This is a genomic window from Roseovarius sp. (assembly GCF_030373445.1).
Lineage (GTDB): Bacteria > Pseudomonadota > Alphaproteobacteria > Rhodobacterales > Rhodobacteraceae > Roseovarius.
Genome location: NZ_JAUCYU010000004.1, coordinates 114,729 through 133,067, shown reverse-complemented (window position 1 = coordinate 133,067; position 18,339 = coordinate 114,729). Strand labels below are relative to the sequence as shown.

Below are 18,339 nucleotides of genomic sequence, written 5' to 3'. Positions count from 1 at the left end.
CTTCGTCCCTTCCGTCATGCCCGCCACCGCACGGCGCCCGTCTCCTAGGGGTCTTCCCCGATCATCGCGTGAAACGACCACGCCCCGCTCAAAGCCGCATCCTCGCAGCGCAATTTCACCAGTATCAGTCTCTGTTCCTGCCGAAAAAGCGTCTGACGATCCGGCAGCACCCGGCAATCCCAGTCTCCCTCGGCGTAAAGATCATAGAAATCGATCCGCTCCGCGCGCCGATACTCCGCCTCGCTCTCGATTGGCGGGTAGGCGTCCCGCAGGATACCAAGCTGCGCCCGCCCGGCAGCGCGCAGCCCGAACGCCGTCAGCACCGTTTCCCCGTCCCGCACCAGCGCGCCCTCCTCCAGCGTCACCCCCTCCTCGGGCCACGCGTTCGGCGACAGGGGCTGCGCCCCGGCATCCCGCAGAACCGCCATCATGTCATGTACCTCGCCCGGCCGCTCCGTCACCATGCCGGGGTTCAACAGTTCGCCCGTCTCCAGCCGGCTCACCGCCACCCGCCTGAGCGGCCAGAACCGCGTCGCCTCCCCGGTTTCGAGACTGATTTCCACCAGGTGCTGATCCCGCAGCTCGTCGTAATGCGAGCCGATATTGTCCACCACGTCCCGCAGCACGTAGAGATGGCTCTGCGTCGCCGCCACCATCCTGTCATCCGACATGGTCGCCCTCGGCGGTGTCGCCATGGCCGGTCCGGCTGCCCATGCCGCCAGCCCCAGGATCACCGCAAGCCAGCGCATCCTCACGCTCCCCAATCCATCACGACCTTGCCGGAATTGCCCGAGATCATCGCGTCAAACCCCTGCTCGAAATCATCGACCGGTATCCGGTGCGTGATAAGGCCCGTCACATCCAGCCCCGACTGCACCAGCGCGATCATCTTGTACCATGTCTCGTACATCTCGCGCCCGTAAATGCCCTTGATATGCAGCATCCGGAAAATCACCGTGTTCCAGTCCACCGGAAACTCCGTCGGCGCGATCCCCAGCAACGCGACCTTCCCGCCATTGTTCATCCGCGAGATCATCTGCTGCATGGCGGCACTGGCACCAGACATCTCGAGCCCGACGTCGAACCCCTCGGTCATGCCGATCTCGTCCATCACGTCCCGAAGCTGTTCCTTCGAGACGTCGACGACATACTGCACCCCCATCTTCCGCGCGAGGTTCAGCCGGTAGGGGTTGATATCCGTGATCACCACCTTCCGCGCGCCCACCTTCTGCGCCACCAGGGCCCCCATGATCCCGATCGGCCCGGCGCCCGTCACCAGCACGTCCTCGCCCACCAGGTCGAAACTCAGCGCCGTATGCACCGCGTTCCCGAACGGGTCGAAGATCGCCGCGATCTCGTCCGGGATGTCCTCCGGAATCGGCACCACATTGCTCTCCGGAATGCACAGGTACTCGGCGAAACTCCCCGGCCGGTTCACGCCAACCCCCTTGGTGTTCCGGCACAGGTGCCCCCGCCCCGCCCGGCAATTCCGGCAGGCGCCGCAGACGATATGCCCCTCACCGGAAACCCGCTGCCCGATCCGGTATTTCACCGCTGCCGCCCCGGTATCGACGATCTCGCCCACGAACTCGTGCCCCACCACCATCGGCACCGGCACCGTCTTGGCGCTGAACTCGTCCCATTTCCAGATATGCACATCCGTCCCGCAAATGGCCGATTTCTTCACCTTGATCAGCACGTCAGCCGGCCCCGGCTCGGGCACCGGCACGTATTCCATCCAGAGCCCCGGCTCCGGTTTCGCCTTCACCAGCGCCTTCATCTCGTTCTGCATCGCGCTACTCCCACAAATCCGTGCTGAGATACTTGAGCCCGCTGTCGCACACCACGAAGGCGACACAGCCGCCGCTTTCCTTGCCCTTCAGAAGCCGTACCGCCGCGGCCAGGTTCGCCCCGGCCGAATACCCGCCGAAGATTCCCTCCATCCGCGCCAGAAGCCTCGCATGCTCCGCCGCCTCCGCGCCGGAAACAGTCTCTGTTCCAGCCAAACTCACGCCATCCAGATGCACCAGGTCCGGCATCGAATACCCGCCCCCCTGGATCGGATGCGCCGCCTGGTCCGGCTCCACCGCGTAACACCGCACGCCCTTCCGCCCGAAGAACCTTGCCGCCCCGCCCAGCGTGCCGCCAGACCCGATGAAATCGCAAAACGCCGTCACCGCCCCTTCCGACTGCCCCCAGATCTCCGGCGCCGTCCCCGTCTCATGCGCCCGCGGGTTGCCTTCCCTTGCAAACTGGTCCGCCCGAAACGCCCCGCGCTCCGCCGTGATCCGCTGCGCCGCCTCTTCGACCAACGCAAGGTCCACCCCGGAAACCTCCCCCGGCTTCGATCCCTTCGCCTGCGGCACCAGGACAACCTCGGCCCCCAGCGCCCGCATCATCCTGGCCCGCTCCTCGGAATTCCCCTCGCTCATCACGGCCACGAACGGATGCCCAAGCACCCCGCACACGATGGAAAGCCCGGTCCCCATATTGCCCGAGGTCAGTTCCACCACCGCCTGCCCCTCGGCCAGCTCCCCGCTCTCCCGCGCCGCCTCGACAATCGCCTTCGCCGCCCGGTCCTTCTTGGAAAACCCCGGCAACAGGTAATCCAGCTTCGCCAGCAACCTTCCCTCAAGCCCCAATGCGTCTCTGATACGGCTCAATTCGACCAGCGGCGTGCCTTCCATCGCGCCGATCACCGACGGCAGAACCCCACTCACGAGATCACCCCCAGCTCGCGCCCGACCTCCTCGAACGCATCGATCGCCCGGTCCAGCATCTCCCTCGTCAGCGCCGCGCTCATCTGCGTCCGGATCCGGTCCTGCCCCTTCGGCACCACCGGGAAGCTGAAGGCGGTGACATAAACCCCCTTCTCGTTCAACTTCGCCGCCATCTCCTGCGCCAGCTTCGGATCACGCAGCATCACCGGGATGATCGCATGCTCCCCCGGAAGCAATTCGAACCCCAGCGCACCCATCCGCTCCCGAAAATACGCCGCGTTCTCCCACAACTGCGCCCTGAGCGCCGCGCCATCCTCCAGCAAATCGAACACCTTCAAAGACGCCCCGGCAATCACCGGCGCCAGCGTGTTGGAAAACAGGTAAGGGCGCGACCGCTGCCGCAGCCAATCCACCACCTCTCGACTAGCCGCCGTAAATCCGCCCGAGGCACCCCCCAGCGCCTTGCCCAGCGTCCCGGTGATGATGTCCACCCGGCCCATCACCCCGCAATGCTCATGCGTCCCCCGGCCGGTCTCGCCCACGAACCCCGTCGCATGGCAATCGTCGATCATCACCATCGCGTCGTACTTGTCCGCCAGGTCGCAAATCTCCGCCAGCTTCGCGTAATACCCGTCCATCGAGAACACGCCATCCGTGGCAATCAGCCGGTGCCGTGCCCCCTGCGCCTCCTGCAAACACCGCTCCAGGTCGGCCATGTCCGAATTCGCATACCGATACCGCTGCGCCTTGCACAGCCGCACCCCGTCAATGATGCTCGCATGGTTCAGCGCATCCGAAATGATCGCGTCCTCAGGGCCCAGAATCGTCTCGAACAAACCCGCATTCGCATCAAATGCCGCGGCATAAAGAATGGCATCCTCCATCCCCAGGTACGCCGCCACCCTTGCCTCGAGCTGCTTGTGCTCCTCCTGCGTCCCGCAGATGAACCGCACGCTCGCCATCCCGAACCCGTACCGGTCCAGCGCGTCATGCGCCGCCGCGATCACCCGCGCATCATCCGCCAGCCCGAGGTAATTGTTCGCACAAAGGTTCACCACCTCCTTGCCGCCCGAAAGCGTCACCTCCCCCGCCTGCATCGATGTGATCACACGCTCGGTCTTGTAAAGCCCCTCGTCCTTCAGCTCCTCCAGCCGCTCTCCCAGATCCCCGTCAAACCTCTCGCCCGCACGCATTGCTCGCTCTCCTTTTCCAGTCCCCCGGGCATCTTCTGGCCGGAAATATCCCGGGGGAATCGCCGCCCCGCGGCGATGGGGGCAGCGCCCCCGACTCCATATCCAGGCGCACCGCCTCTCCCCCAAGGCTTCCCGCGCAATCACCCCGCCGTCAACCGCAAGCTAACCGGCGATCCGCGGACGCCCGCTCGCCTCCACCGTGATCTCCGCCTCCAGGAACACCTCCCGCGCCTCCGCCTGCGCCACCTTCATCTCCCGCGACGCGCTCACGTGGATATCCTGCGCCCCGGCCCGCTCGGCTTCAGCCCTCGCGTCCGACTCCAGTGCCCCCTGCAAGGCCGCCATCGCCGCCTCCGCATCGCTGAAATCCTCCGGCCCGCGCTCCAGGTGCACCCGGAACCGCCCCTCCGCCGGGCTCGTCACCGTCCCGCTCCGCCGGATCGTCACCCGACCGACGACCGCACCGATCGCATTCGCCACCCCCGCATGCTCCGGAAGCACCATCCGACACGACAACCGCTCGCCCACCGCCCCGTAATAGGCCGGCGCCGACGCGCCCAGCCCCACAACCGGCAGGTTCAACCCCGCCTCCAGCCGCATCAGCCCCCGGTGATGGTCCAGCCCCTTCTGCAACAGCACGTGTCGCGCCAGCACCTCCGGCGACAGCCCGAAATCCACCTCTTCCTCGGCAAAAGCAGTCTCTAACAAGGCCAAACTCGTCTGGTGCGTCAGCTGGTCGATGATCATCTGTGCCATCGCCAGCGGCTCGGGGTTGAGCCGGTTGCCACTCCCCGTCCGCTTCCGCCCGATCAGCGCCACCGCCTTCTCGGCCGCCTCCCCATCCCACTGCGCCTGCCGCCCCAGCACATGCGCCGCATCCGACGGCGTCACTCCCGAGACCTGCACCAAGCCCCGCTTCACCAGCCGCATCAGCCCGGCCATCTCCAGCCGCGTCTTTAGCACCGCCCCCAGCGGCTGCACGGCCACACCGATCCGTTCCAGAAGCGCCGCATCCTTCGCCTGCAAACCGCCAGCCTCCACCCCCGGCACCGCCCGCACGAACCGCGCATCATGCTCGCCGGGCGTCTCGCTCCGCAACTGCTCGTCCAGCACCCGGTGCACCAGCTCCGGCGCGTCCATCGCCATCAGGCTCACCGGCACCACCCGCCGCGGCCCCAGGCTCACACCGCCGATCAGCCCCTCGTCCATCACGTGAACTTCGCTGTCCCCGCCCAGCCCCGTCGTCCGCATCGCCACGGCTTCCACCATCGTCCGCCACGGCCCGACCCTGGCCCCCGCCGGGTCGATCGCCGGCTTGCCTTCCCGCAACACCGCCACATCCGTCGTCGTCCCGCCAATGTCGGACACCAGCGCCTCGGTCTCCCCGGTCATCCAGCATGCGCCCACGATACTCGCCGCCGGCCCGCTCAGGATCGTCTCGATCGGCCGCTCCTTCGCCTGCCCCGCCGAGATCAGCGCGCCATCGCCCCGCACCACCATCAGCGGCGCATGGATCCCCAGCTCGACAAGCTTGCCCTCCGCCTTCTCGATCAGCCGCGTGATCATCCCGATCAGCCGCGCGTTCAGCACGGCCGTCAGAGCCCGCTTCGGCCCGTTCAGCCGCGCCGACAGGTGATGCGAACACGACACCGGCTTGCCCGTCGCGGCCCGGATCATCTCCGCCCCGCGCAGCTCATGCGCCGGGTTCCGCGTCGCGAACTGGCTCGCCACGGCAAAGCCGGAAACGCCCATATCAGTCTCTAACCAGGCCGAAAGCGCGGCTTCATCCAGCTTCGCCGCCTCACCTCCTGCATGGCTGTGCCCGCCCGCGATCACCAGCGCCGGATCACCCCCCAAGGCCTCGCGCAGCCCGTGGCCCTCAAGATCGCGCTCCCGGAACCCGATATAAACAAGCCCCACGCGCCCGCCCTGTCCCTCGACCAGCGCATTGGTCGCCAGCGTCGTCGAGAGAGAGGCCAGCCCGATCTCCCCCACATCCGCCCCGCTCTCCGCCAGAACCGCCGCCACCGCCTTGCCGATCCCCTCGGCCAGGTCATGCCGCGTGGTCAGCGACTTGGCGCTCGCCACCACCTCGCGCTCATCCCTGATCAGAACGGCATCGGTATAGGTCCCGCCGGTGTCGACCCCCAGCAAAAGCGCCATGCGCCCGTCTCCTTGTGTGTCTCTGTCAGCGGTTTACCGGCTTTTCAGCCCCGGTCCATCCCGTTTGCGGCATCATCCAGTCGCCCCACCGCCCAGCGCGCCGCATCCGCCACCGTCGCGTCCGGATCCTCGCACAATCCCTGCGCCACCGGCCGCAGCGCCGGCACCCCCGAATTGCCGATCGCATACAGCACGTTCCGCACGAACCTGTCCCGCCCGATCCGCTTGATCGGGCTGCCCGAGAACCTCTCGCGGAACCCCGCATCGTCCAGCGCCGCCAGCTCCGCCAGCCCCGGCGCTGTCAGGTCGTCGCGCGCGTGATACTTCACCTCCCGCGCCTCCACGGCGAACTTGTTCCACGGGCACACCGCCAGGCAATCGTCGCACCCGTAAATCCGGTTGCCCATCTTCGCCCGCAGCTCTTCGTCCACCGGCCCCTTGTGCTCGATCGTCAGGTAGGAAATGCACCGCCTTGCATCCAGTTGGTAGGGCGCCGGAAACGCCTCCGTCGGACAGACATCCAGGCACGCCCGGCACGACCCGCAATGGTCGCTTTCGGCCGGATCAGTCTCTAGTTCCAGCGTCGTGAACACCGACCCGATAAAGAACCAGTTGCCCAGTTCCCGGCTCAGCAGGTTGGTATGCTTGCCCTGCCATCCCAGCCCCGCCGCCTGCCCCAGCGGCTTCTCCGGCACCGGCGCCGTGTCGACGAAAACTTTCACATCCCCGCCGCCTTCCGCAATCAGCCACCTTGCCAGCCGCTTCAGCCGCTTCTTGACCGTGTCGTGATAATCCCTGTTCCGCGCGTAAACTGACACCGTGCCGACCTCCGGCTGATCCAGCGTCGCCATCGGGTCCATATCGGGCGTGTAGCTCTCCCCCAGCACGATCACCGACCTTGCCTCGGGCCACAGAACCTGCGGCGCCCCGCGCCAGTGGCTGCGCTCCGCCAGCCACCCCATCTGCCCGTGCCGCCCCTTCTCCAGGAACTCCGCCAGCCGCCCCGGCACCTGCGGCACATCCCAAGGCCGGCACACCCGGCACGCATCGAACCCTTCCTCGAGGGCCCGCGCCACCAGCCTGTCCTTCACATCACCCATGCTTCTTCTGGCCGGAAATATCCCGGGGGAGGCGTTGAAGCCCGCAGGGGTTCAACGACGGGGGCAGCGCCCCCGAACACGGTCCACGATCAGAAATCCAGGTCCGCATAATGCGCCGGCTGCGGAAACCCCGGGATCTGGTCCGCCAGGATCCCCCGGAAGGCCGGCCGCGACTTGATCTTCGCGTACCAGTCCTTGACGATCTCCGATCGGTTCCAGTCCACGTCCCGGATATAATCCAGCGAGCTCAGATGCGCGGCCGCCGTGAAATCCGCCAGCGTCATCACGTCACCGGCCAGCCACCGCCGCTGGTCCAGCAGCCAGGTCATGTAATCGAGGTGAAACTTGATCGCCTTCGCCCCGGCCTTCACGTTCGAGCTGTCCGGAAACCCCTGCTTCATCACCTTCTTGTTCACCCGCTCGTAGAGCAGGTTCGAGGTGACCTCGCTATGAAACTTGTCGTCGAACCAGTTCACCAGCCGCCGCACCTCGAACCGCGCCTCGGCCGATTTCGGCATCAATGGCGGCTCGGGATACTTCTCCTCGATATACTCGCAGATCGGCGTGCTCTCCGCCATCATCCGGTCGTCAAGCTTCAGCACCGGCACCTTGCCGGCCGGGTTGCGCCGCAGGAAATCGGGGCTCTGCTCCCAGTATTTCTCCTCCACCAGCTCGCACTCGATCCGCTTCTCGGCAAGCACGAGCCGAACCTTGCGGCAAAAGGGGGAAAGGGGAACGTGATAAAGCTTTGCCATGACCGTCTTGCTGTTCTGCGCCGGGCTGCGTTTCTCCATGCCCGGAATATCGATGTAATTCAATCCTCGAAACAGGCCGATCTGCCGTCGCGGCGGATCGTGGCCGCCCCGTCGAGGATCGAGGCCGCCCGTTTGCGCACATAGGCCGAGGGGTTCGAGGCCGACCGCCCCTTCGGGTCCGGCAACACCGCCGCCAGCCGCGCCGCCTGCGTGGGCGTAAGCTTGTCCGGCCCCACGCCGAAGTAATGCCGCGCCGCTGCCTCGACCCCGAACACCCCCTCGTCGAACTCCGCCACGTTGAGATAGACCTCGATGATCCGCCGCTTCGGCCAGACGATCTCGACCACCGGGGTGATCATCGCCTCCAGCGCCTTCCGAAGCCAGTTCCGCCCGTGCCACAGGTAGACGTTCTTCACGGTCTGCTGGCTGATGGTCGAGGCGCCGCGCCCCGCGCCTTCCTCGATGGCATTCCGGATGGCCGACATGTCGAACCCCCAGTGGTTGCAGAACTCGGCATCCTCCGCCGCCACAGCCGCCCGCGCCATCACCGGCGCCACATTCCTCAGCGGCACCCACACGTGGTCGATGCGGCCCAGCCGCGCCTCTTCCTGCCGCATGTAGATCGTCTTCGGCGGGTTCAGCACCCGGTGCGCGATGATCACGCAGGTCGCGACAACCGCCACCAGCAGGATCAGCCGGATCCCCCAGCGCCATGCAAAGGCAACCGGGCGAAACCGCCGTTTCGCCTGCCCGCCCGTCTTCTTCGATTTTGCCGGTTTGCGCTTTGCCATCCCGTGTCCGCTACAGCGCCCGCAGGTGTCTTTCAATACCGGCGTCCCCGCGCCGGTGCGTCAGAACGAACAGGCCCAGACCCGGATCGAACAGCCGTAATCGTACTGGTTGCAATAGCCCATGGCGATGTTCTCGGCGCCCGCGCGGCTCGGGCTGTGGCCCCAGCCCCAGCCGTTGTTGGCTCCCACGGCCATCGCCCCGCAGGTGTTGTAGAAGGTCTTGATCTCCGTGCAGTTGCCCCCGCATTCCTGGTGGACGCGGTTGAACGCCTCCTGCTGCGAGGGATAGCTGTGCGCCCAGCCATAGGCGCCCCCCGGGCCAAAGCCCACCGCGCCCCAACAATACTGATACCCGCACTGCCCGGCCGCCACCGGCCCGGCCGCAAGGCCAAGCGCCGCAACGGCGCCGGAAATGAATAAACGAATTTTCATTAGTGATTCTCCCGGTTACCCGGCGTCAGTATCCGCCATTTCCGGATTTTCGCCAAACTTCAACAGCTTGGGCAGGGCAGATTGCCCCTCTCGCCGGGCCATCCGGCCACAGGTCGGGCACCCTCGCTTCTTCTGGCCCCAAATATCCCCGCCGGAGGCATCCGACAGCGTGTCGGGCCGCGAGCGGTGCAAATCACCCGCTCACGGCCCGGTAAACCTGCCGAAATCGACCCTATTCCGCCGGAATAGCCTCGTTTTCGTTGCCCAGCGGATATTCCAGCTTGTCGAGCATCTCGGTCGGGCAGATCTGCAGGAAGTTGCCCTTCTCCAGCTCCCAGTACTGCAGGATATCCTGCGCCCGCCGGCTGCCTGTCTCCTCGGCATGACGCTCGATCAGCTCTTCCAGCTCGGCCAGCCAATGGTCCTCCGTCACCGGGCAGACCACCACCGAGGTCGCGTTGATCAGGTTCCGCGCCTTGCCGTCCGGGTCATACAGGTAGGCCATGCCCCCGGTCATCCCGGCGGCAAAGTTCGCGCCCACCTCGCCAAGGATCACGGCAACGCCCCCGGTCATGTACTCGCACCCGTTCGAGCCGCAGCCCTCCACGACCACGTGCGCGCCCGAGTTCCGCACCGCGAACCGCTCGCCGGCCCGGCCACTGGCAAAGAGATACCCGGCCGTCGCGCCATACAGAACGGTGTTCCCGATGATCGTGTTGTCCGCGGCCACCAGCGGGCTCATCTGCGGCGGGCGCACCACGATGGTGCCCCCCGACAGGCCCTTGCCGACATAATCGTTGGCATCGCCCGACACCTCGATCTTCAGGCCCGGCGCGGCAAACGCCCCAAGGCTCTGCCCCGCGCTGCCGGTCAGTTTCACCGTCAGGTGGTTGGGCTGCAGCGCGTTGCGCATCCCGAAGTTCCGCACGATATGGCTCGACACCCGCGTGCCGACGGTCCGGTCGGTGTTCTGCACCGCGTAATGCAGCTGCATCTTCTCGCCATCGTTCAGGAACCGCGCCGCATCCCGCACGATCTCGGCATCGAGCGTGTCCAGCACCTCGTTCCGCGGCTTGTTGCGGTCATAGACGATGTCCTTGGCCCCATCCACGGTGATCAGCATCGGGTTCAGGTCAAGGTCGTCCAGGTGCGCCGAACCCCGGCTGACCTGCGTCAACAGGTCGGCCCGCCCGATCACCTCGTCCAGCGACCGCGCACCGATGCTGGCAAGGATTTCCCGCACCTCCTGCGCGTAGAAGGTGATGAGGTTCACCACCTTGTCCGCATTGCCGGTGAACTTCGCGCGCAGGCTCTCGTCCTGCGTACACACGCCGACAGGGCAGGTGTTCGACTGGCACTGCCGAACCATGATGCACCCCATCGCGATCAGCGCGGCGGTGCCGATGCCATACTCCTCGGCCCCCATCATCGCCGCCATCACGATATCGCGGCCCGTGCGCAGGCCACCGTCGGTCCTAAGGGTGACCCGGTCGCGCAGGTGGTTCATCGACAGAACCTGGTGCGCCTCGGTCAGCCCCATTTCCCACGGCAGGCCCACGTACTTGATGCTGGTCGCCGGGCTCGCCCCGGTGCCGCCATTGTGGCCCGAAATCAGGATCACGTCGGCCTTGGCCTTGGCCACGCCCGCGGCAATCGTGCCCACGCCCGACTGCGCCACCAGCTTCACACAGACCTTCACGGTCGGGTTGATCTGCTTGAGGTCGTAGATGAGCTGCGCCAGATCCTCGATCGAGTAGATATCGTGGTGCGGCGGCGGCGAGATCAGCGTCACGCCCGGCGTCGAATGCCGCAGCCGCGCGATCAGCTTGGTCACCTTCATGCCGGGCAGCTGCCCGCCCTCGCCGGGCTTCGCGCCCTGCGCCACCTTGATCTCCAGCTCCTCGCACTGGTTCAGGTACTCGGCGGTCACACCAAACCGGCCCGACGCCACCTGCTTGATCTTCGCCGACGGGTTGTCGCCATTGGGCTCCGGCGTGAAATGCGCCGGGTCTTCCCCGCCCTCGCCACTGTCCGAGCGCGCGCCGATCCGGTTCATCGCCACGTTCAGTGTCTTGTGGGCTTCGGGCGACAGCGCGCCAAGGCTCATCCCCGGTGTCACGAACCGCTTCCGGATCGCGGTCACGCTTTCCACCTCTTCCAGCGGAATCGCCTTGCCCAGCGGCTTGATCGCCATCAGGTCACGCAAATGGATCGGCGGGTTCGCCTGCATTGCCTGGCTGTACCGCTTCCAAAGCTCGAAACTCGCCTTGTTGCAGGCCATCTGCATCATGTGCATCGTCTGCGCGCCCCAGGCATGGGTCTCGCCCGACTTCCGCGCCTTGTAGAACCCCCCGATCGGCAGGATATCCTTGCCGCCCTTGAAGGCCTGCTTGTGCACGTCCTGCAGCTTGGCCTGGATCCCGCTGACCCCGATGCCGGAAATCCGGCTGGTCAGGCCCGGGAAATACTCCGCGCACATCGCGCGCGACAGCCCCACCGCCTCGAAGTTCAGACCGCCGCGATAGGACGAGATCACCGAGATCCCCATCTTCGACATGATCTTCAGCAGGCCCTGGTCGATCGCCTCGCGATACCGCGCCACGTTCTCGGTCAGCCCGCCATCCAGCAGCCCCCGCTCGATCCGGTCGGCCAGGCTGTCCTCGGCGAGATATGCGTTCACCACCGTCGCGCCCGCCCCGATCAGAACGGCGAAATAATGCGGGTCCATGCACTCCGCCGACCGCACGTTGAGGCTGCAGAACGTCCGAAGGCCCTTCCGCGTCAGGTGGCTGTGCACCGCGCTCGTGGCCAGGATCATCGGCATCCCGATCCGTTGCTCGCTCACCCCGGTATCCGACAGCACGATATGCCCGGCACCCGAGCGCACCGCATCCTCCGCCTCGGCCCGGATCCGCGCCAGCCCGTCGCGCAGCGCGTTCTCGCCCGGCGCGAAGGTACAGTCGATCTGCGTCACCTCGCCCTCGAACTCGCGCATCAGCGCGGCCCATTGCGCATTGCCGATGAACGGGCTTTCCAGCACCACGATCTCGGTCTGCGCGCCGCTCTCGTCCAGCACGTTCTTCAGGTTCCCGAACCGCGTCTTCAGGCTCATCACCCGGAACTCCCGAAGCGAGTCGATCGGCGGGTTGGTCACCTGGCTGAAATTCTGCCGGAAGAAGTGGCTCAACGGCCGATAGCTCTTCGACAGAACCGCGCTCGGCGTGTCATCCCCCATCGAGGCGACCATCTCCTTGCCGTCTTCCGCCATCGGCGACAGCACGCTTTCCAGCTCCTCGATCGTGTAGCCCGCCGCGATCTGCCGCCGGCGCAGCTCGGCCCCGGTGTAAAGCGGCTTCTCCGTTACCCCGGCCAGAACCTCGTCCATGTCGTTGATCTTGCCGACCCACTCGCCGAACGGCAGCGCCCGCGCCAGTTTGTCCTTGATCTCGGTGTCGTGGTAAAGCTGCCCCTTCTTCATGTCGACGGCCAGCATCTGCCCCGGGCCAAGCGCGCCCTTCTCACGCACCGTGGCCTCGTCGATCGGCACCATCCCGGCCTCGGACCCGGCAATAACCAGCCCGTCGCCCGTCACCACGTACCGCATCGGCCGCAGCCCGTTCCGGTCCAGCCCGGCACAGACCCAGCGGCCATCGGTCATCGCCAGCGCCGCCGGCCCGTCCCACGGCTCCATCACCGAGTTGCAGTAGGAATACATGTCCCGCCACGCCTCGGGCAGCTCCTCGGCCTGCTTCGACCAGCTTTCCGGCACCAGCATCGTCTTGGCCATTGGCGCACTCCGCCCGGCCCTGACCAGAACCTCGAAAACAGAATCCAACGCCGCCGAATCCGAAGACCCGCCCGCGATGATCGGCTTGATATCCTCCGCATGATCCCCGAACGACGCGCTCGCCATCCGGATCTCGTGGCTCTTCATCCAGTTGGTGTTGCCCTTCAGCGTGTTGATCTCGCCGTTATGCGCCAGCATCCGGAACGGCTGCGCCAGCCACCATTGCGGGAAGGTGTTGGTCGAATAGCGCTGGTGATAGATCGCAAACGCGCTGATGAACCGCTCGTCCTGCAAGTCGGGATAGAAATCCGCCACCTGCTCGGCCAGCATCATGCCCTTGTAGATGATGCTCCGGCAGCTCAGGCTCGCGATATAAAGCCCGTGAATCCCCGCCTCGGCCACCGCCTTCTCGATCCGGCGGCGGATGACGTAAAGCTCCCGCTCGAAATCCTCCTCGTCGATCCCCTTGGCGTTGGAAATCAGGATCTGCTCGATCTCCGGCCGCGTCGCGTTGGCCTTCTCGCCCAGAACGCTCACATCCACCGGCACGTGCCGCCAGCCATAGATGTAATGCCCCATGCGGATGACTTCCGTCTCCACGATCGTCCGGCAGGTCTCCTGCGCGCCGAAATCCGTCCGCGGCAGGAAGACCTGCCCCACGGCCATCAGCTGATCTTCCCGCGGCTCGTGCCCGGTGCGCCGCACCTGGTCATAGAAGAAGGGCACGGGGATCTGGATGTGAATGCCGGCACCGTCGCCGGTCTTGCCATCGGCATCCACAGCGCCCCGGTGCCAGATCGCCTTCAGCGCGTTGATCCCGGCATCCACCACCTTGCGGCTGGGGGACCCATCCACCGACACGACAAGCCCGACGCCACAGGAGGAATGCTCCTCCTCCTCGGAATACATGCCGTTCTCGGCCAGCCACTTGCGCTTGGCTTCCTCGTTCTTGGCCCAGTTGGTGTCGAATTTGGTCATGGCATTATCCTTTCGCGGATAGGCTGTTCGGCGCGGCAATGCTGCTGATTGCCTCGCAGTCGTATTGTGGCTGATCGCTCTGGAACATGGGATCGACGGGAAAGATGATTTCGACAGGTCGATAATTCACACGTTCCGTCCCGCCGGCGCCTTCCACAAGGCTGGTGCCCCACAGGAGTGCACCGGAAGCGGGCTCGTAGTAATACTCTCGTCTGGTCACGTGCTCGTACGCATTCATCTGCGACACCGCATCAAGAGCCAGGACCTTTAGGCGAATGTCACCAACGGCGAATTCTTCCCCCGTATCCCGAACCGTGCCAGAGAACGTCTCCGGCAAAGGATCGGCAAACAGGGGATGATGAGTCCAATAATCGATCTCGAACGCATCGGACCCACCTTCGAGCACCTCCACAATCGAGAACCTGTCACGCGCCTCGATCATGGAGTACCACATGTTCTCTCCGCTCGCGTTCCACGTCGAAAGCGCGTTCCCGTCCCGGTCAGCAAACTCGATGTGGTAAAGCCCCGAAGATGCGATGGACTCGTTTCGAAAGATCGTCTCGCCTGCGTGGTCACACGCAAGAATGCGCTGCATGACGCAATTGCGCAGATGGGCAACAAACACGGGCTCGCACTGATCTGCCGCAACAAGCGGGCGGTGCTCGGTCTCGGCACCGACGGAACCGGCAAACATCCCGACAGCGGACAGGGCAGGCAGCCCCAGCCTCAGATGGCCGATGATCCGTCGGAAGCCCCTCATCACTGTTAACCGTTCCTTCATCCGATGGGTCAGGCCACCTGACGCGTCTGCCGCCGGGCGCCGCTCATGGCACCGACGCAATACCGACAAGATACCGACGTTATACCGACGTCGCATATCACTCCGCCGCGATGGCCTGCCGGCCACCGTCGAGATCCTCCAGAATCGCCTCGGCCGCGTCGCGCCCGTCGCGGATCGCCCAGACCACAAGGCTGGCGCCCCGCACGATATCGCCCACGGCATAGACCCCATCCATCGCCGTGCGGCCGGTGGTGAATTCCGCCTTGATCGTGCCCCAGCGGGTCACGGCAAGCTCTTCCACGCCCCACAGCGTCGGCAGCTCTTCCGGCTCGAAGCCCAGCGCCTTGATCACCAGGTCGGCAGGCTCGTCATAGTCGGCCCCCTCGATCTCCTCCGGCGTCTGCCGCCCGGTCGCATCGGGCGCGCCAAGGCGCATCTGCTGTACCTTCACCGCCGTCACCGGGTCGCCCACGAACCCCTTGGGCGCGCACAGCCATTCGAACACCACGCCTTCTTCCTCGGCGTTGGCCACCTCGCGCTGGCTGCCCGGCATGTTCTGCCGGTCGCGCCGGTACAGGCACTTGACCGAGGTCGCCCCCTGCCGCACCGCCGTACGCACGCAGTCCATCGCCGTGTCGCCGCCGCCGATCACGATCACCCGCTTGCCCTCGGCGTTCAGCTCGCCGCTCTCGAATTCCGGCACCTCGTCGCCGAAACTCTTCCGGTTGCTCGCCGTCAGGTAATCGATCGCCCGCACGATGCCCTTCGCCCCCGACCCCGGGCCGGGAAGGTCACGGCTCTTGTAAACACCCGTGGCAATCAGCACCGCGTCATGCTTTCCGCGGATTTCCTCGAAGGACATGTCCTTGCCCACATCGCAGTTCATCACGAACTCCACGCCACCCTTCTCGAGCTGCGCGTTGCGGCGCATGACCACGTCCTTCTCCAGCTTGAAGCCGGGAATGCCATAGATCATCAGCCCGCCCGAGCGGTCATACCGGTCATAGATCGTCACCTGCACACCGGCGCGGCGCAGCATGTCCGCCGCCGCCAGCCCGCCGGGCCCGGCACCGATGATCCCCACCGACTCGGGGCGCTCCTCGCCGGGCGTGATATCCTCGACCCAGCCTTCCTCGAAGGCGGTATCCGTCAGGTATTTCTCCACCTGCCCGATCGTCACCGTACCGTGGCCCGACTGCTCGATCACGCAGTTGCCCTCGCACAGCCGGTCCTGCGGACAGATGCGGCCACAGATCTCCGGGAAGGTGTTGGTCAGCTGGCTCAGCTCGTAGGCTTCCTTCACCCGGCCTTCCGCCGTCAGGCGAAGCCAGTCGGGAATGTTGTTGTGCAGCGGGCAATGGCTCTGGCAATAGGGCACACCGCACTGGCTGCAGCGACCAGACTGCTCCTTCGCCTTCTCGGCGGCATACTCGGCATAGATCTCGTGAAAGTCCTTGTTGCGTTCGGTGGCTGAACGCTTTTCTGGCATGGACCGTTCTACAGTCACGAATTTCAACATGGGCTGCTTTGCCACGGGGTCGTCTCCGAATTTCAGAAATACCGCGCTTGTTTACTTTATGGTAATCCGGAAATAAAGTCAGAAAGACTGACCTAATACGAAATAAATCGCTACAACTGTCGCTTTTTCTTTATCTTATGGTCATAAATTAAGTCCGAATCGGACATAAATCAAATCTTTCCCCCACGAGTCAGTGGTTTATAGCTGGGCCCACCCTCCTCTGGCCCGCCGGGACCCCGCTGATGCCCCTGTTCCACCTCGTCATCATCGCCCTGATTCAGGGGCTTACCGAGTTCCTGCCGATCTCCTCCTCCGGCCACCTGATTCTCCTCCCCCACCTCACCGGCCTCCAGGATCAGGGCCAGGCCATCGACGTCGCCGTCCACGTGGGCACCCTGTTCGCCGTCCTGCTCTATTTCTGGTCCGACATGCGCAAGGCGATGCTGGGCCTGCCCCGCCTCCTCATGGGCCGCGCCGATACCGAGGGGGCGAAACTCGCCCTGCTCCTGCTGGTCTCCGCCGTGCCGGTCATCGCCTTCGGCCTGATCCTCAAGCTCACCGGGCTCGACATCTACCTGCGCTCGGTCGCGGTGATCGCGTGGTCGATGCTGATCTTCGGCATCCTGCTCTACTGGGCCGACCAGTTCGGCGAGACCACCCGCTCCCAGAAGGACTGGACGCTGACCGACGCCATGGTCGTCGGCGTCTGGCAGGCCATCGCCCTCATCCCCGGCACCTCCCGCTCGGGCATCACCATCACCGGCGCCCGATTCCTCGGCTACAACCGCCACGACGCGGCAAAGCTGTCGATGCTGATGTCCGTGCCGACCATCGTCGCCAGCGGCGTCCTGCTCTCGGGCGAGGCGCTGCTCAACGCCGATCTCGCGCTGCTGAAAGACTGCGGCATCGCCGCCGCGCTGGCCTTCGTCGCGGCCCTGCTGGCGCTCAGCATCATGATGCGCCTCCTGCGCACCGTCAGCTTCACGCCCTACGTCATCTACCGGGTGATCCTTGGCGTCATCCTGCTGGTCGTCGCCTACGCCTAGGCCTAGGCGCCGCGCAGGTTCGAGGCCGACCGCTTGATGTCGTCGTACTGCCCGTCCGGCCGGAACCGCCACAGGTAATCCGGCAGCACCGCCTCCATCGCGACCGGGTCGATCCCGAGGTCGGCGAAGGTCTTGGCGCCCTCCGACACCACGTTGTCATCCTTGAGCGTCTGCACCTGGTCGCGGGTGATCTGCGGCGGCACGAGGCCCAGCGTGATCGTCTGCACGAACTCCATCACCCCGGCCATGATCGAGGCGATCCAGAACGGGATGTTGATGATCAACCGCCGGCGATGGATCACCCCCAGCATCTGCTGCATCAGCTCGCGGAACGTGTTCACGTCCGGCCCGCCCAGCTCGTAGATCCCCGGCGCGGCCGTGCCTTTTGCCCCCATCTCGGCGGCGGCGGCCACGTCGTCGACCCAAACGGTCTGGAACTTCGTCGAGGCCCCGACGACCGGCAGGATCGGCCCGAACCGGGTCATCCCGGCAAAGCGGTTGAAGAACGAATCCTCGGCCCCGAACATCACCGACGGTCGCAGGATCACGGCATCGGGGAACGACTCGAGAATGGCATCCTCGCCCTGTCCCTTGCTCTGGCCATAAAGCGTCTCGGCCTCCGCATCGGCCCCGATGGCCGAGATATGCACCAGCCGTGCCACGCCCTCTTCCTTGGCGATCCGGCCGATTCGCGCGGCCCCCTTGTTCTGCACCGCGTCGAAATTGTTCTTGCCGCCCTTGTCGAACGTGCCGATGCAATTCACCGCGGCATCCGCCCCGCGCAGCACCGAGCGCACGCTCTCGTCATCGCGGATGTTGCACAGCACCGGCTCGACCTGGCCGACGACGCCATAGGTCCGCACATAGACCGCCTCGTTCGGGCGCCGCACGGCCACCCTGACCCGCCAGCCCGCCTTGGCCATCCGCCGCGCGATATACCGCCCCAGGAAACCGGAGCCCCCGAAGATCGTGACGAGTTTTGACGTGGGCATATGCTGGCCTCCGCAGTCTTGCCGTTCACCCCTCTTCCTAGCCTCCCGCGCGGGCTTCGACAAGGCGTGATGCCCGAATGCG

The 18,339-nt window shown here is 65.5% G+C and carries 14 protein-coding genes; 1 reads left to right on the top strand and 13 read right to left on the bottom strand.

Annotation, left to right across the window (positions count from 1 at the left end):
- Nucleotides 1–44: 44 nt before the first annotated feature.
- The 12 genes from QUV18_RS09035 to QUV18_RS08980 form a co-directional block, all read right to left on the bottom strand.
- The gene (locus QUV18_RS09035) at nt 45–749 is read right to left on the bottom strand and encodes a hypothetical protein (RefSeq protein ID WP_300893440.1); all 705 of its coding nucleotides are present in this window, start codon (nt 747–749) and stop codon (nt 45–47) included.
- Nucleotides 750–751: 2 nt separating this feature from the next.
- Nucleotides 752–1,780 (bottom strand): L-threonine 3-dehydrogenase, encoded by a 1,029-nt coding sequence (gene tdh / locus QUV18_RS09030; protein ID WP_300893794.1) that lies wholly within the window; start codon nt 1,778–1,780, stop codon nt 752–754.
- A gap of 16 nt (nt 1,781–1,796) precedes the next feature.
- Nucleotides 1,797–2,720, bottom strand: a complete 924-nt coding sequence (locus QUV18_RS09025) for a cysteine synthase family protein (RefSeq protein ID WP_300893439.1) — start codon at nt 2,718–2,720, stop codon at nt 1,797–1,799.
- Nucleotides 2,717–3,913, bottom strand: coding sequence for a glycine C-acetyltransferase (locus QUV18_RS09020; protein ID WP_300893438.1), 1,197 nt, complete (start codon nt 3,911–3,913; stop codon nt 2,717–2,719). The genes QUV18_RS09025 and QUV18_RS09020 overlap by 4 nt, the downstream gene beginning before the upstream one ends.
- Nucleotides 3,914–4,075: 162 nt before the next feature.
- Nucleotides 4,076–6,076, bottom strand: a complete 2,001-nt coding sequence (locus QUV18_RS09015) for a hydantoinase/oxoprolinase family protein (RefSeq protein WP_300893436.1) — start codon at nt 6,074–6,076, stop codon at nt 4,076–4,078.
- Nucleotides 6,077–6,120: 44 nt separating this feature from the next.
- The gene (gene queG / locus QUV18_RS09010) at nt 6,121–7,176 is read right to left on the bottom strand and encodes a tRNA epoxyqueuosine(34) reductase QueG (protein WP_300893434.1); all 1,056 of its coding nucleotides are present in this window, start codon (nt 7,174–7,176) and stop codon (nt 6,121–6,123) included.
- Between the two features lie 89 nt (nt 7,177–7,265).
- A complete protein-coding gene (locus QUV18_RS09005; protein ID WP_300893793.1) occupies nt 7,266–7,931 on the bottom strand; it encodes a glutathione S-transferase family protein in 666 nt (221 codons plus the stop codon).
- Between the two features lie 59 nt (nt 7,932–7,990).
- Entirely contained in the window at nt 7,991–8,722 is a 732-nt protein-coding gene (mtgA, locus tag QUV18_RS09000) for a monofunctional biosynthetic peptidoglycan transglycosylase (RefSeq protein ID WP_300893432.1), read from the bottom strand.
- Nucleotides 8,723–8,782: 60 nt separating this feature from the next.
- Nucleotides 8,783–9,154 (bottom strand): DUF4189 domain-containing protein, encoded by a 372-nt coding sequence (locus QUV18_RS08995; protein ID WP_300893430.1) that lies wholly within the window; start codon nt 9,152–9,154, stop codon nt 8,783–8,785.
- A gap of 232 nt (nt 9,155–9,386) precedes the next feature.
- Complete coding sequence (gltB, locus tag QUV18_RS08990; protein WP_300893427.1) at nt 9,387–13,919, bottom strand: glutamate synthase large subunit; 4,533 nt, start codon at nt 13,917–13,919, stop codon at nt 9,387–9,389.
- Nucleotides 13,920–13,923: 4 nt separating this feature from the next.
- Entirely contained in the window at nt 13,924–14,700 is a 777-nt protein-coding gene (locus QUV18_RS08985) for a hypothetical protein (protein WP_300893425.1), read from the bottom strand.
- 97 nt (nt 14,701–14,797) lie between these two features.
- Entirely contained in the window at nt 14,798–16,234 is a 1,437-nt protein-coding gene (locus QUV18_RS08980) for an NAD(P)-dependent oxidoreductase (RefSeq protein WP_300893423.1), read from the bottom strand.
- Nucleotides 16,235–16,461: 227 nt separating this feature from the next.
- Between QUV18_RS08980 and QUV18_RS08975 the strand changes: the two genes are divergently transcribed.
- Nucleotides 16,462–17,265 (top strand): undecaprenyl-diphosphate phosphatase, encoded by an 804-nt coding sequence (locus QUV18_RS08975; protein WP_300893421.1) that lies wholly within the window; start codon nt 16,462–16,464, stop codon nt 17,263–17,265.
- Nucleotides 17,266–17,267: 2 nt separating this feature from the next.
- Here the strand turns inward: QUV18_RS08975 and QUV18_RS08970 are convergent, their stop codons facing one another.
- A complete protein-coding gene (locus tag QUV18_RS08970) occupies nt 17,268–18,257 on the bottom strand; it encodes a complex I NDUFA9 subunit family protein (RefSeq protein WP_300893419.1) in 990 nt (329 codons plus the stop codon).
- Nucleotides 18,258–18,339 lie beyond the last annotated feature (82 nt).

Excerpts from the sequence above, each read along its gene's own strand:
- mtgA (WP_300893432.1), bottom strand. The coding sequence starts at position 8,722 with ATGGCAAAGCGCAAACCGGCAAAATCGAAGAAGACGGGCGGGCAGGCG.
- queG (WP_300893434.1), bottom strand. The coding sequence starts at position 7,176 with ATGGGTGATGTGAAGGACAGGCTGGTGGCGCGGGCCCTCGAGGAAGGG.
- gltB (WP_300893427.1), bottom strand. The coding sequence starts at position 13,919 with ATGACCAAATTCGACACCAACTGGGCCAAGAACGAGGAAGCCAAGCGC.
- QUV18_RS08985 (WP_300893425.1), bottom strand. The coding sequence starts at position 14,700 with ATGAAGGAACGGTTAACAGTGATGAGGGGCTTCCGACGGATCATCGGC.
- QUV18_RS08995 (WP_300893430.1), bottom strand. The coding sequence starts at position 9,154 with ATGAAAATTCGTTTATTCATTTCCGGCGCCGTTGCGGCGCTTGGCCTT.
- QUV18_RS09020 (WP_300893438.1), bottom strand. The coding sequence starts at position 3,913 with ATGCGTGCGGGCGAGAGGTTTGACGGGGATCTGGGAGAGCGGCTGGAG.
- QUV18_RS09015 (WP_300893436.1), bottom strand. The coding sequence starts at position 6,076 with ATGGCGCTTTTGCTGGGGGTCGACACCGGCGGGACCTATACCGATGCC.
- QUV18_RS08970 (WP_300893419.1), bottom strand. The coding sequence starts at position 18,257 with ATGCCCACGTCAAAACTCGTCACGATCTTCGGGGGCTCCGGTTTCCTG.
- tdh (WP_300893794.1), bottom strand. The coding sequence starts at position 1,780 with ATGAAGGCGCTGGTGAAGGCGAAACCGGAGCCGGGGCTCTGGATGGAA.
- QUV18_RS09035 (WP_300893440.1), bottom strand. The coding sequence starts at position 749 with ATGCGCTGGCTTGCGGTGATCCTGGGGCTGGCGGCATGGGCAGCCGGA.
- QUV18_RS09005 (WP_300893793.1), bottom strand. The coding sequence starts at position 7,931 with ATGGCAAAGCTTTATCACGTTCCCCTTTCCCCCTTTTGCCGCAAGGTT.
- QUV18_RS08975 (WP_300893421.1), top strand. The coding sequence starts at position 16,462 with ATGCCCCTGTTCCACCTCGTCATCATCGCCCTGATTCAGGGGCTTACC.